Origin of the sequence: Pseudomonas sp. P179 (assembly GCF_000478485.2) — a bacterium.
GTDB lineage: Bacteria > Pseudomonadota > Gammaproteobacteria > Pseudomonadales > Pseudomonadaceae > Pseudomonas > Pseudomonas aeruginosa.
Genome location: NZ_KI517354.1, coordinates 5,322,943 through 5,335,640, shown reverse-complemented (window position 1 = coordinate 5,335,640; position 12,698 = coordinate 5,322,943). Strand labels below are relative to the sequence as shown.

Below are 12,698 nucleotides of genomic sequence, written 5' to 3'. Positions count from 1 at the left end.
GGCGGATGTCCGCACGCGGGCATATCCGTCCTGCCCAGCACGACCGCACGTCCCCTCATCAGGCCAGGCCCTGCGCCTCCGCCAGGGCCAGGCCGTCGAGGGCGCCGGCGAGCATGTCCGGCAGATGGCGCGGCTCGTCGGCCAGCTCGGCCAGCTCCGACAACCGATGCGCCGCCGTCAGCAAGGCGATCCGCCGACGCTCCAGGCGCCGACCGCTGAAGCGCTCGTAGGCGGCGACGATGCGCTCGGTGAGGTCGGCATCGATGAACGCGGAATAGATGAATTCCTGGTGCAGCGGACCGATGCCCGCGTCGGCGAAGTCGTACACACCGTTCAGCCGCCCGGCCTCGCTATCGAATGCCATGTTCCAGCCATGGCCGTCGAAGAAGCCGAAGATCGAACCCAGCGGATCGGCAGGCAGCTTGGCATATTCCCGCACCAAGCGTTCCGCGCGTTCGCGCCAGGCCGCAGGCAGCAGCGGCAAGGCGCGCCTGCGCATCGCCGCAGGCGACTCCCAGGGACGCACCGGCAAGGCTCCAACCGCCCGCATGCGCGCCGGTGGCAGTCGATGCAGCTCGGCGTAGAAGCGCCCCAACGCATCGCCGACCGCCTGCCGTGCGGGTTCGTCCAGGCGCCGGTAGTCCTCGCCCAGGAGGTAACCGCCAGGCAGTTTCTCGTGGCGGGAAAACAGCGGCGGTCCCGCAAACACCTGCGGCGCCGGCACCGGCAGGCTCACCGCCGGACGCACCAGGCGTAGCACGGCGGCCTCGCGCAGCAGCGCCGCCTCGGCCTCCGCGCCGCGCGGAAACTTGAACACCCAGCGCCCTCCGACCTCCACCGCCGTGGAATGCCAGCCCGAGGCCAGGATGGCGAAAGTGGCGTCCGCCAGCTCCGGACAGGCCGCCACTATCGCCCGGCGATATTCCTCCAGGGCACGCGGTTCCTTCACCGACGACTCCGCGCGACCATCGCCACGATCGCCTCGTACAGTTCCCGCCGCGCCTCTTCCGGGGCGATCTCTTCGGTGGCGGCCGCGTGCGACAGCGCTTCGGCGGCGCCGATCATTGCGCGCAGAGCGGCGACGGTCAGCCGTCCGCCGCCGGCGAAGGGCTCCAGCACGGCGCGGCACTTGTCCATGAAGAGAACCTCGTAGTCGCGCTTGATCCGCTCCAGCTCCGGCGAGCTGGCGAGGGCCGCGACCACCCCGGGAATCTCCCGGCCTTGTTGCATCACGCAGTCGACATAGGCGCGGGCGATGACGTCGGCGCGCCCCTCCAGGGTCGCCTCGCTCGCTTCCAGGGCAGCCTCCATCAGCGCCGTCTGGCGCAGGTCGTAATCCTGGTAGAGCGCCGCCAGCAGGCCGGCGCGGGTGCCGAAGTGGTCATAGACCACCGGCTTGGTCACCCCGGCCTGCTCGGCCAGGCGTCCGAGGGTCAGCGCCTCGGTACCTTCTTCGCGGACCAGCCGCCAGGCCACCTCGAGCAACTGGCGCTGGCGCTCGTCGCGGGACAGGCGGCGGCGTGGCGACGGGTCGTCTGGGGAGTGCATTGACATAGATAACCTACTAAAAGTAACTTACTAAAGGTAACCTACGGAAAGTAGGTTTTACCCAGACTATCGACTTGCCCCCCTTCCCGCAATTCCCGGAGGAATTCGCCCATGCATGCCCTGATCGTCGTCGCTCATCATCATCCCCGCTCTCTCACCCACGCCCTCGCCGCGCGCATCGCCGAAGGCGTGGTCCGCGCCGGTCATTCCGCGGAAACCGCCGACCTGGCGGCGGAAGGCTTCGAGCCGCGCTTCGGCCTGGCCGACCACGCCGTGCATCGCGGCCAGGCGTCGCCTCCCGCCGACGTCCTCGCCGAGCAGGCGCGCATCGATCGCGCCGATACCCTGGTGCTGGTCTACCCGATCTACTGGTGGTCGATGCCGGCCCTGCTCAAGGGCTGGATCGATCGCGTGTTCTCCAATGGCTGGGCCTTCGACTACAGCATCGGCGGCGACCTGCGGAAAAAGCTGCAGCGCCTGCGCGTGGTGCTGGTCGGTGTCGGCGGCGCCGATGCCGGCACCTTCGAGCGGCACGGCTACGCCGGGGCGATGCGCACCCAGATCGACCATGGCATCTTCGATTACTGCGGCGCACGGGTGGTCCGTTCCGAACTGTTGCTGGAGTCGGAGAGCGCCGATCCGATCCGGCATCTGGACCAGGCCCTGCACATCGGCAGCCAGCTCTTCGCCGCACGCGGCGCGCAGGGGGCCGCCCAGGCGCAGCCGCTGGAGGCCTGACCCCCGGGGTCATTCGGCCAGGTGCATGGCGAAACCGGCCCGCTGCGGGGCAAGTTCGTCGCGCAGGGTCAGCGCCGGGATCAGGTAGTCGCCGCCGTTCTGCCGGCGGAACGGGATCGGCGCAGCGCGCTGCAGGTCATCGAGGCGCCGGCCCAACTGCTCGCTCAGCGCGGCGAAACGCTCCGCGTCGATCCGGCCGCTGCGATAGACGACGAACGGCGGCAATACCTCGAAGCCGGGGTAATGCAGGATGCCGTGGTGGATGGGGAACAGCAGGTCGTCCATCGGTCCGTTGATACCGCGCGCGGCGTAGTGCGACTCCCAGCCGCCGGCGGTGACTACCAGCATCGCCCGCTTGCCCTGCATCCGGCCCTCGCCGTAGCGGTCGCCCCAGTGGCTGTCGGAATGTTCGCCGACCCCGTAGGCGAAGCCGCAGGCATAGACGCGATCGATCCAACCCTTGAGGATCGCCGGCATGCTGAACCACCAGAGCGGGAATTGCAGGATCAGCGTATCGGCCCAGCGCAGCTTGTCCTGCTCACCGGCGATGTCGACGCTCTGCCAACCGTTCTCGAAGGCGCGCAGGGAAGTTGCGGAAGGATCGAAGCGTTCGCTGGCCTCGCGCTCGAGGCTGTCGCCGGCATCGAGCACGGCCTTCCAGCCCATCGCGTAGAGGTCCGAAACCTGCACCGCATGGCCGGCCGCCTCGAGGCGGGCGACCGCGAAGTCCTTGAGCGCACCGTTGAGGGAGCGCGGCTCGGGATGGGCATAGACGATGAGTACGTTCATGGCGGGTCTCCGGCAAAAGGTGGGCGCAGGATCGGCCATCGCCGGATATAGTTGAAATGAATATCCGAAATTCCAGGTATATGGATGATTAATCTCCGGCGACTGGACCTGAACCTGCTGGTGACCCTCGACGTGCTGCTCACCGAACACAATGTGACGCGCGCGGCGGAACGCCTGAATTTTTCCCAACCCTCGGTGAGCGTGCACCTGGCCAAGCTGCGGGCGATCTTCGACGATCCCTTGCTGCTTCCCGGCCCGCGCGGGATGCGCCCGACGGCGCGGGCGGAGGAGCTGCGCGAGCCGTTACGCCTGGCCCTGGAAGCCCTGGAGCAGGCGGTGGCGCCGGCCGCGCCGTTCGATCCGACGCAGTCACGGCATACCTGGCGCGTCGCCGCCACCGACTACGCCGAGTCGGCGATCCTCCTGCCGATCCTCGCCAGTCTTCGCCGCCAGGCGCCGGGCAGCCGCCTGGCGGTGCTGGAGCTGGCGCCGACGCGAATCGTCAGGCAGGCGGAACGCGGCGAGATCGACCTGGCCTTCCACACCCTCGAAGAAGCGCCGCCGGGACTGCGCTGTCGCCGGCTGTTCAGCGAGCGCTATGTGCTGGCCGGGCGCGCCGGGCATCCGGGGCTGCGTCGGCGACCGACGCTGAAGCAGTTCTGCCGCCTCGAGCAGGCGATCGTCTCGCCCGACGGCGGCGGCTTCCTAGGTCCCACCGACCAGGCGCTCGCCGAACTCGGCGCGGAACGCCGGGTGGCGTTGTCGGTGCCGCACTTCCTGTTCCTCCGCGCGGTGCTGGAAAGCACCGACCTGGTGGCGCTGCTGCCGTCGCGACTGGTACGCGAGCGCGACAGGTTGCGAGTGGTCGAGGCGCCCCTGGAGGTGTCCGGCTACGACCTGGCCATGCTCTGGCACGAGCGCTCGCACCGCGATCCGGCCCATCGCTGGCTGCGCGAACTCATCGCCGCCTCGGTGTAACGCGGCGATACGCTTCGGTCGTCGCCGCGGTTTGACGCACCGTCGCGCTTTGCCCAAGCTAGCGGGCTTCGATCCACCACCAGGAAGTCCTTGGCGTGAAGTTTCCGTTCCATCCCTGGCGCCGCCTGCTGCTCTGCGCGCTCCCTTTCGCCGCCCTGCTGACGGCATGCGACGACGGCAAGAAAGAGCCCCCGCCCAAACCCGCCGAAGTCACCACCTACAACAGCGTGCCCTGGGACGCCCTGCCGGCCACCAGCGACGCCGACCTGCTCGCCGGCTTCAATGCCTGGCGCTCGGCCTGCGCGCGGCTGGCCAAGGACCCGGTATGGGGCGAGCCCTGTGCGAGCGCCACGACGGTCGCCGCCGATCCGACGGCGGTGCGCGCGTTCCTCCAGGAGCGGATGCAGGTCTATAGCCTGCGTTCCTCCAGCAACGGCGACCAGGGCCTGATCACCGGCTACTACGAACCGGTCTACCACGGCAGCCTGAGCCAGGGCGAAAAAACCCCGGTGCCGGTCTACGGCGTACCGGACGACCTGGTGGTGGTCGCGCTGGAAAGCGTCTACCCGGAACTCAAGGGCAAGCGCCTGCGCGGACGCCTGGAAGGCCGGGTGCTGAAACCCTACGACGACGCCGCGACGATCCGCGACAACGGCTCCAGCGCGCCGGTGCTCGCCTGGCTGGGCGACCCGATGGACCTGCAGTTCCTGCAGATCCAGGGTTCCGGGCGCATCCAGCTGGAAGACGGCCGGCAACTGCGGATCGGCTACGGCGACCAGAATGGCCACCCGTACAAGCCGGTCGGCCGCTGGCTGGTCGAGCAGGGCCTGGTGCCGAAGGAAGAGATCAGCATGAAGCGCATCCGCGACTGGGCCGAGGCCAATCCGCAGCGGGTCTCCGAACTGCTGGCGAGCAATCCCAGCTTCGTGTTCTTCAGCCTGCGCCCGGACAGCGACGAAGGTCCGCGCGGCTCGCTGAACGTACCGCTGACCGACGGCTACAGCGTGGCCATCGACCGCAAGGTGATTCCGCTGGGCAGCCTGATGTGGCTGTCCACCACCCGCCCTGACGACGGCAGCGCGGTGGTCCGTCCGGTGGCGGCCCAGGATACCGGCGGGGCCATCGTCGGCGAGGTCCGCGCCGATCTGTTCTGGGGCACCGGCGACGCCGCCGGCGAACTCGCCGGACACATGAAGCAGCCGGGCCGGCTCTGGCTGCTATGGCCCAAGGGTGCGCCGCTGCCCGCCTCCTGAAAACCTCCGGCCGGTGCCGACGCACCCGGCCGGGACGGCTGGCCAACGCAACGCCAGCGAGCGCCCGACACCGCCGACCAGCATCGACGGCGCCGGGCGCGCTTGCGGCAGCAACCATTCAAACGATGAATGACGCCGCAGAATCTTCTGTGATGATCGCCGCGCCAGCCGGACCTCCGCGCCTCGCCGCAGCGGCCAGGCCCCCCGAAACCACTTGTCCGTGCTACCCCCGGCAGGCGTAGCCGCGGCCGCCTGCCTCGGCAAAAAGCCATCAGCCGGCGCGCTTCGACGCCCCTCATGGCGCCCTTTCGCCAACTACCAATTCTCATAGTTGTGAGGGGAAATTTGTATCTTATTTTAAATACCCACGAAACATATAAAAACACACACAGCGAAACACTTCGGAAAACCAACGCAAGGTGGAAGTGCAATGCGTGACCGTGAATCCATTCTCATCGCCTTTCTCTCTTTCCTGACGATAAGACTGCATGGCAGCAGTTGACTGCCCTTGAGTCGACGGCACTCCGTATTTCCATAACGGTTTTTCCGGGCAAGGCGCCTCGACGCTTGCCGCTCGCGTGAGCGAGCCGGTGGGCGGCGGACGACTGGCAGAGCCCGGGAAGACTCGGTCGCCGTCTTCGCGAAAAACCAAAAATCCTTCATTTAGCCGAAGAAGCCGGCAGATGGACTCATTTTTTCGAAAAAAGGCGATTGCCAGAATGTCCCAGAACTCCCTGCTCGACCTGTACGCGCACCCGACGGTGGTGGCCCGCTTCAGCGAAATGGCAGCGCTTCATCCCCATCGCGAAGCCATCAGGGACCGTTTCGGAAGTGTCGACTATCGGCAACTCCTGGATAGCGCCGAACAACTTTCAGACTATCTTCTCGAGCATTATCCGCAGCCGGGAGTTTGTCTTGGAGTGTACGGCGAATATTCTCGGGAAAGCATTACCTGCCTGCTCGCCATACTGTTATCCGGCCATCACTACTTATATATAGACCTGAAACAACCGGCGGCCTGGAATGCAGAGTTGTGCCGGCAGGTCGATTGCCGCCTGATCCTCGACTGCTCGACCACGCCGACGCCGGCCAACGGTCTTCCCTGCGTCCCGGTCAGGCACCTGCCTGCCGCTCCAGCCTCGGTCGCCCGGCCATGCTTCGCGGCGGACCAGATCGCCTACATCAACTTCTCCTCGGGCACCACCGGCCGCCCGAAAGCCATCGCCTGCACCCACGCCGGCATTACCCGCCTGTGCCTGGGCCAGTCGTTCCTCGCGTTCGCTCCGCAGATGCGCTTCCTGGTGAACTCGCCGCTGTCCTTCGATGCGGCGACCCTGGAGATCTGGGGTGCGCTGCTCAACGGCGGCTGCTGCGTGCTGAACGACCTCGGCCCCCTCGACCCGGGCGTGCTGCGCCAGTTGATCGGCGAGCGCGGAGCCGACAGCGCCTGGCTCACCGCCTCGCTGTTCAACACCCTGGTGGACCTCGACCCGGACTGTCTCGGCGGCCTTCGCCAGTTGCTCACCGGCGGCGACATCCTCTCGGTGCCGCACGTGCGCCGGGCGCTGCTGCGGCATCCGCGACTGCACCTGGTGAATGGCTACGGACCGACGGAGAACACCACCTTCACCTGCTGCCATGTCGTCACCGACGACGACCTCGAGGAAGACGACATCCCCATCGGCAAGGCCATCGCCGGCACCGCGGTGCTCCTGCTCGACGAGCACGGACAGGAGATCGCCGAGCCCGACCGGGCCGGGGAGATCGTCGCCTTCGGCGCCGGCCTGGCGCAGGGTTATCGGAACGATGCGGCGCGCACCCGCGCCAGCTTCGTCGAGTTGCCCTATCGCGGCCGCCTCCTGCGTGCCTACCGTACCGGCGACCGCGCTCGCTACGACGAGCAGGGCCGGCTGCGCTTCATCGGCCGCGGCGATGGCCAGGTCAAGCTGAACGGCTATCGCCTCGACCTCCCCGCCCTGGAACAGCGCTTCCGCCGCCAGCCGGGCATCCTCGACTGCGCCCTGCTGGTCCGCGAGCGCAACGGCGTCAAGCAACTGCTCTGCGCCTGGACGGGAAAAGCCGACGCCAGCCCGCAGGCCCTGCTCCGCCAACTGCCCACCTGGCAGCGCCCGCATGCCTGCGTCCGGGTCGAGGCCTTGCCCTTGACGGCGCACGGCAAGCTGGACCGCGCCGCCCTGCTGCGCCGCCTGGAAGAACCGCTGGAGCGCTGCGCCAGCGCGCTCGATCCCGACCAACGCGGCTGCGCGCAGCTGTGGAGCGAATTGCTGGGTTGCGAGGTCGGCGCCGCCGACCAGGATTTCTTCCTCTGCGGCGGCAACTCGTTGCTCGCCCTGCAACTGGTCGCCCTCTGTCAATCGGCGGGTGCGGGAGCAAACCTGGGACTCGCCGACTTGCAGGCAAACTCGCGCCTCGACCAGTTCAGCCGTCTCCTGCGCAGCCACGGCCTGGCGCCGGAGCGTCTGCTGGAACGGGCGGCGACGCCGGAGCAGCCGCTGGTGCTGTCGAGGAGCGCGGCATGAACGTCGGTCTCTCCGCGGAGGTGCGCTACCACTGGTTCCGCGAGCACCTGGTGGTGGTCGGCGATTGGCACCGCCTGTCCCCCTCCGAGCGCGACCGCCTGCGGCACCAACCGATGCCGGATGAGGCCGCGCAGTCCTTGCGCGTCGACCTGTCGCCCTGGTCCTGCGGGATGGTCTTCAGCGAGCTGCTCGGCGCCGACCTGACCCGCTTCGGCCTCTGCTACCTGGCTCCGGCCGAGGTGCCGGCATCCGACCTGACGCGCCTGGGGCGGCGCCTGCGCGAAGAGTTCCCGTTGCTCGACAGCCAGGTGGACAGCGGCGCGGAAGGTTTCGAACTGGTCGTCCACGGGCAGCCCGAGGAGAGCCCGGCGCTGGAAGTCGGCCCCTTCGCCGACGAAAACACGCTCATCGCAGCGCTGCTGCAACGCCCGCATTCCCTGTTCGAGCGCGGCCTGCTGCGACTGTTCCACGGGCGCTGCGGAGGACGTGCGCGCTGGGGCGTCTGGCTGCATCACCTGGTCGCCGACGCCGACTTCGCCAGCGTGCTGCTGGCCCGCCTGGCCGTGCTCAACGCCGACCCCACGACCGAAGCGGCGGCCCCCGAGTTCGGATTCCTCCAGCAGCAATGGCGCCTGGAGCGCCAGCTGCGCGAGCGCAGGACCAGGCTGGAAGACTACTGGAGCGAGCGCGGCGAGGCGTTCCGTGAACTGGCGAGCCTGCCCTGGGCGGAGCTCGCCAGCCATTGCGAGGATTTCCGCTTGGCTGCCACGCCAGGAGGCGGCGAAGCCGCCCTGCTGACCCGGCTCGCCTGCGCCCTGGCTCTCGCCCTGGCCAGCCAGGGCGCCACCGGCAAGGTCCTGGCGCTGACCCCGGTCAGCCTGCGCAGTCGCCGAGGCACGGCGGTTTCCGGTTGCTGGCTGAACCTGGTGCCGCTGTTGCTGGACGCCGCGACCGCCGAGGACACCTTCGAACGACACAGGCTCGAGGCCTTCGAGCACAGCCTGCTGCCGGCAGAGGCCATCGCCGAACGGGCCGGACTGCGCTATGCCGACGCCCAGGTGATGATCAATGTCATCGACCAGCCGTTCCGCAGCGCCGGGTTCATCCACCGGCCGACACTGAAGAGCCGCCTGCCGCTGACCCTGACCCTGGTCCGGCGCGACGACGGCGGCTGGGACGCCAGCCTGGCCAGCCGCTTCGGCCGCGAACGGACCCTGGCGCTGGCGGCGGCCATGGCCGAGGCGCTGCGCCCATGCTGATCCTGCTGCCTGACTTCATCGGCCACCCGAGCTGCTTCCGCGGGCTGCTGGCACGCCTCGGCGCAACGGACTGCCGGCCGGTCGACTACCACCGGCTGGATGCCTACGCCAGCATCGAAGCCCTCGCCAGCCAGGTACTCGACGGCCTGGCGGAAGAACCGGACTGGCTGATCGGCTATTCCTTCGGCGGCCTGGTCGGCTACGAGATGGCCCGCCAGTTGCCGGCCAGCCGCCTGCTGATGATCGACAGCCACCTGCCCTGGCCGGCCCTGCGGCGAATGCCGCCGAGCGAGCAATACCAGCGCTGGCTGAGCGCCGAGATGCGCGAATGGATCGCCCTGATGAGCGAGCTTGGCGAACTGCGCGAAGAGGTCCTGCTGCGCAATGTCGAGCTGTTCGGCCGCTGGCAGCCCCGCCATCGCCTCGCCCGCGCCAGCTGGGTGCGCTGCCGGGACGACGCCGGCCGCGACCCGGCCGCCGAACGCTGGTGCGACCTGATCGAGCAGCTCGACACCTTCCCCTGCGAGCGTCCGCACCACCTGGCCCTGCAGGACCCGGCGGTGATCGATTTCATCGTCCACACCGTCAGCAAGGAGTCCGTCCAATGAAACACTATCGGCAGGTGGTATCCCCGCAATTGCGCCAACAGGCGCTGGACTGGATCCTCGCCGCGGCGCAGCGGCCGGACCCGGCGCTGGAACCGGAATTCGACATCGCCGACGACGAGCGCCGCGAGGCGAAGAAGGTGCGCAACCTGCACCGCCACGACCCGCTCTTCTGGGACGACTGGTTCGCCCGCTCCGGGCTCGACGCGCTGGTCCGCGACCATCTGCGCAAGCCGCGCCTGCTGCGCCACGCGGCGTTCATCAAGCGCCACGCCGACGAGTCCTACATCCCGCTGCACCAGGACATCGCGCTATGGGAGAAGCGCTACGAAAGCGCGCAGACCTTCTGGGTCGCCCTGACCCCGTCGCGGAACGACAACGGTGGGATGTTCTATTACCCCGACGACCGCACGATCTTCCCCCACGAGTTCGACCTCGCCTACCCGATGTTCAAGTGCATCGACCTCCAGGCCAACGGCATTTCCCGCGAGCAACTGGTGGATGCCGAGCTGGACGCCGGCGACGTCCTGGTCTGGCCCGCCCGCACCGCACATGGCAGCCACAACAACCGCAGCGGCGAGCTGCGCATCGGCATGCCGATCGTCTTCGTCGAGGACGACGAATTCCACCAACTGAATCGAGAGGACAGCATGAAAACCTGGATCGCTTCCAACCTGAAAAGCGTGTTCCCGGACGAAGCAATCACCGAGGACAACCTCGACCACTATCTTCCGCAGCTGTGCGACTACTCGCTGAAGATGGTCACCTTCCTCGCCCGTTTCTCCCGCCAGTTCGGCCATGCGCCGAAGATCCACGACTTCATCAGGGAGCCGCGGCTGGCGACGCTGTCGGCCTCGGACGCGGGAGCGAGACGATGATCCGGGTCATCGACTGCACCCTGCGCGAGGGGTGCCAGGCCCGCCAGTGCAGCTTCGACAGCGCGCAGTCGGTCCAGCTGGCGAGGGAAATCGCGGCGCTGGGGGTGGATATGATCGAGTGCGGCCACCCGCGGATTTCCGCGGACGAACGCGAGCGGGTACGCGCCGTGGTGGCGGCGGTTTCCACGCCGGTGCTGGCCCACGCCCGGGCGCGCCGGGAGGATATCGACGCGGTGCTGGAAACCGGTGCGCAGTGGGTCGGGCTGTTCGCCTCGATCAACGCGATCTCGCTGGAAACCAAGTTCAAGGGCATGAGCCGCGAGGAGGTGCTCGAACTGTTCCACGACGCGATCCGCTACGCCCGCGAACGCGGCCTGCGGGTCCGGGCCACGGTGGAAGACGCCGCGCGCACCTCGGTCAGCGACCTGGTCAGCATGATCGCCACCGCGCGCGACGCCGGCGCCGATCGCATCTGCTTCGCCGACAGCGTCGGCATCCTGCTGCCGGACGAGACCTTCGACGTGCTCTCGCTGCTGCGCCACGAGTTCCCCGACGTGGTCTTCGAGTACCACGTGCACAACGACCGCGGCCTGGCCCTGGGCAATACCCTGGCGGCGATCCAGGCCGGGGTCCAGTGGCACTCGGCGAGCTGCAACGGGATCGGCGAACGCGCCGGGATCACCGACACCTTCCAGTTGCTGACCCTGCTGCACACCAAGTTCGCCGCCGACCGCTTCAACCTGAAGAACGTCCTCGCGGTCTCCGAGCTGGTCGAGGCGCACAGCCGGATCAAGCGTTCGCCGATGCACCCGGTGGTCGGCGAGAACGCCTTCGTCCATGTCGCCCGCCTGCACCAGTTGGCCATGCAGGAAAACCAGGACGCCTACAGCGCCTTCGATCCGGAACTGATCAACGGCCGCGTCTCGCTGCAACGCTACACGCCGATGCACCGCCAATCCCTGTTCCTCACGCCTTTCGAGAAATCCGCCAGCGAACTGAAGTACCACCGCCACGGCCCCGGCAAGCGCTTCGTCATGCTCGACCGGCGCCTGCTCGACGGCTCGCCGTTCTACTTCATCGCCCGCCAGTTCCACGACGTCGGCGACGGCGGGCCGGGCCACGTCGACAGCCACGCGCACAACTGCGACTCGGTGTTCCTGTTCCTCGGCAGCGACGAGGACTACCGCGGCCTGGAGGTGGAAGTCCTGCTCGGCGGCCAACTGCGCCGTTTGCAGAGCCCGGCCAGCGTGTTCATCCCCGCCGGCGTCGAGCACAGCTACCGCTACCTCGGCGGCAGCGGCACCTACATCAATTTCGTCCACAAGGGCGATTACCACGAGAGCCTACTGGAGATTACCCAATGAAGCAGTTCGACAAGCACGCAGACGCCTACAACGTGGTCCGCGGCAAGATCGCCTATCCGGATTCGCTCTACCGCAACCTCGCCGAACGCGCCCCGGCACGCGAAGCGGCGCTGGACATCGGCTGCGGCAACGGCGTCTCGACCGTCCGCCTGCAACCCTGGTTCCGCTACGTGGAAGGCAGCGACCTGGGCGAGGCGCTGATCGCCAAGGCCCGCGAGAACTACCCGGAGATCCGCTTCAGCGTGTCGCCGGCGGAAACCTTCGCGCCGCAACGCCGCTTCGACCTGGTCACCAGCGCCACCTCCTTCTACTGGATGGACCGCAAGCAGGTGCTGACGCGCATGGCCGACTGGCTGACCCCCGGCGGGCTGTTCTGCGCCTACAAGTACGACTTCCCGATCGCCTACGGGCCGCTGCGCGACTTCATCGAGCACGAACTGGTGAACAAGTGGGCCAAACACCGTGATCCGCGCCTGACCCGCTATGACGACACCCTGGAGATCATGGGCAGTTGCCCGCACCTGCGCGACTGCCGCCGCGAAGTGTTCGCCAACATCATCTTCCTCAGCCCGGAGGAGGTCGCGCTGTTCTTCCTCTCCACCAGCTACGTGACCCGCTACATCGAGCAGGAAGGCGGCGAAGACTACGCCGACCGCTTCATCGCCGCGGTGCGCGAGATCGAGAGCGCGCCGCAGGTGGCGGTGAACTTCGACATCCACGCCTTCACCGCGCTGAATCGCTGAGGA

12 protein-coding genes are annotated in these 12,698 nt (G+C 68.0%); 9 read left to right on the top strand and 3 right to left on the bottom strand.

Annotation, left to right across the window (positions count from 1 at the left end):
• Positions 1-58 precede the first annotated feature (58 nt).
• Together HMPREF1224_RS36895 and HMPREF1224_RS36890 are read right to left on the bottom strand one after the other, a co-directional pair.
• Positions 59-907, bottom strand: coding sequence for an aminoglycoside phosphotransferase family protein (locus HMPREF1224_RS36895; protein WP_073654787.1), 849 nt, complete (start codon positions 905-907; stop codon positions 59-61).
• Between the two features lie 38 nt (positions 908-945).
• Positions 946-1,554: a TetR/AcrR family transcriptional regulator gene (locus HMPREF1224_RS36890; protein WP_003133652.1), complete on the bottom strand. Its 609-nt coding sequence runs from the start codon at positions 1,552-1,554 to the stop codon at positions 946-948.
• A gap of 105 nt (positions 1,555-1,659) precedes the next feature.
• Between HMPREF1224_RS36890 and HMPREF1224_RS36885 the strand changes: the two genes are divergently transcribed.
• A complete protein-coding gene (locus HMPREF1224_RS36885; protein ID WP_003082512.1) occupies positions 1,660-2,286 on the top strand; it encodes an NAD(P)H-dependent oxidoreductase in 627 nt (208 codons plus the stop codon).
• A 9-nt stretch (positions 2,287-2,295) separates the two neighbouring features.
• On the opposite strand, the gene HMPREF1224_RS36880 is transcribed toward HMPREF1224_RS36885, so the two are convergent.
• Positions 2,296-3,075: an NAD(P)H-dependent oxidoreductase gene (locus HMPREF1224_RS36880; RefSeq protein WP_003112444.1), complete on the bottom strand. Its 780-nt coding sequence runs from the start codon at positions 3,073-3,075 to the stop codon at positions 2,296-2,298.
• Positions 3,076-3,159: 84 nt separating this feature from the next.
• Between HMPREF1224_RS36880 and HMPREF1224_RS36875 the strand changes: the two genes are divergently transcribed.
• The 8 genes from HMPREF1224_RS36875 to HMPREF1224_RS36840 all read left to right on the top strand — a co-directional run bounded on the left by HMPREF1224_RS36875 (position 3,160) and on the right by HMPREF1224_RS36840 (position 12,695).
• Positions 3,160-4,053: a LysR family transcriptional regulator gene (locus HMPREF1224_RS36875; RefSeq protein ID WP_003082510.1), complete on the top strand. Its 894-nt coding sequence runs from the start codon at positions 3,160-3,162 to the stop codon at positions 4,051-4,053.
• Positions 4,054-4,148: 95 nt separating this feature from the next.
• Entirely contained in the window at positions 4,149-5,306 is a 1,158-nt protein-coding gene (locus tag HMPREF1224_RS36870) for a murein transglycosylase A (RefSeq protein WP_003082509.1), read from the top strand.
• Positions 5,307-6,025: 719 nt separating this feature from the next.
• Positions 6,026-7,846: a non-ribosomal peptide synthetase gene (locus tag HMPREF1224_RS36865; protein WP_010793932.1), complete on the top strand. Its 1,821-nt coding sequence runs from the start codon at positions 6,026-6,028 to the stop codon at positions 7,844-7,846.
• Complete coding sequence (locus HMPREF1224_RS36860; RefSeq protein ID WP_010793931.1) at positions 7,843-9,105, top strand: hypothetical protein; 1,263 nt, start codon at positions 7,843-7,845, stop codon at positions 9,103-9,105. The genes HMPREF1224_RS36865 and HMPREF1224_RS36860 overlap by 4 nt, the downstream gene beginning before the upstream one ends.
• Complete coding sequence (locus HMPREF1224_RS36855; RefSeq protein ID WP_003133668.1) at positions 9,099-9,713, top strand: alpha/beta fold hydrolase; 615 nt, start codon at positions 9,099-9,101, stop codon at positions 9,711-9,713. Before HMPREF1224_RS36860 ends, HMPREF1224_RS36855 begins: the two co-directional genes overlap by 7 nt.
• The gene (locus HMPREF1224_RS36850; RefSeq protein WP_003120545.1) at positions 9,710-10,588 is read left to right on the top strand and encodes a phytanoyl-CoA dioxygenase family protein; all 879 of its coding nucleotides are present in this window, start codon (positions 9,710-9,712) and stop codon (positions 10,586-10,588) included. The genes HMPREF1224_RS36855 and HMPREF1224_RS36850 overlap by 4 nt, the downstream gene beginning before the upstream one ends.
• Positions 10,585-11,952 carry a hypothetical protein gene (locus HMPREF1224_RS36845; protein ID WP_010793930.1) on the top strand — a complete coding sequence of 456 codons (1,368 nt, stop codon included), beginning with the start codon at positions 10,585-10,587 and terminating at the stop codon, positions 11,950-11,952. The genes HMPREF1224_RS36850 and HMPREF1224_RS36845 overlap by 4 nt, the downstream gene beginning before the upstream one ends.
• A complete protein-coding gene (locus HMPREF1224_RS36840; protein ID WP_003112447.1) occupies positions 11,949-12,695 on the top strand; it encodes a class I SAM-dependent methyltransferase in 747 nt (248 codons plus the stop codon). Before HMPREF1224_RS36845 ends, HMPREF1224_RS36840 begins: the two co-directional genes overlap by 4 nt.
• Positions 12,696-12,698 lie beyond the last annotated feature (3 nt).

Bases quoted from the DNA above. Each gene is read 5' to 3' on its own strand.
- HMPREF1224_RS36890 (WP_003133652.1), bottom strand. From the start codon at position 1,554: ATGTCAATGCACTCCCCAGACGACCCGTCGCCACGCCGCCGCCTGTCC.
- HMPREF1224_RS36885 (WP_003082512.1), top strand. From the start codon at position 1,660: ATGCATGCCCTGATCGTCGTCGCTCATCATCATCCCCGCTCTCTCACC.
- HMPREF1224_RS36880 (WP_003112444.1), bottom strand. From the start codon at position 3,075: ATGAACGTACTCATCGTCTATGCCCATCCCGAGCCGCGCTCCCTCAAC.
- HMPREF1224_RS36875 (WP_003082510.1), top strand. From the start codon at position 3,160: ATGATTAATCTCCGGCGACTGGACCTGAACCTGCTGGTGACCCTCGAC.
- HMPREF1224_RS36865 (WP_010793932.1), top strand. From the start codon at position 6,026: ATGTCCCAGAACTCCCTGCTCGACCTGTACGCGCACCCGACGGTGGTG.
- HMPREF1224_RS36860 (WP_010793931.1), top strand. From the start codon at position 7,843: ATGAACGTCGGTCTCTCCGCGGAGGTGCGCTACCACTGGTTCCGCGAG.
- HMPREF1224_RS36855 (WP_003133668.1), top strand. From the start codon at position 9,099: ATGCTGATCCTGCTGCCTGACTTCATCGGCCACCCGAGCTGCTTCCGC.
- HMPREF1224_RS36850 (WP_003120545.1), top strand. From the start codon at position 9,710: ATGAAACACTATCGGCAGGTGGTATCCCCGCAATTGCGCCAACAGGCG.
- HMPREF1224_RS36845 (WP_010793930.1), top strand. From the start codon at position 10,585: ATGATCCGGGTCATCGACTGCACCCTGCGCGAGGGGTGCCAGGCCCGC.
- HMPREF1224_RS36840 (WP_003112447.1), top strand. From the start codon at position 11,949: ATGAAGCAGTTCGACAAGCACGCAGACGCCTACAACGTGGTCCGCGGC.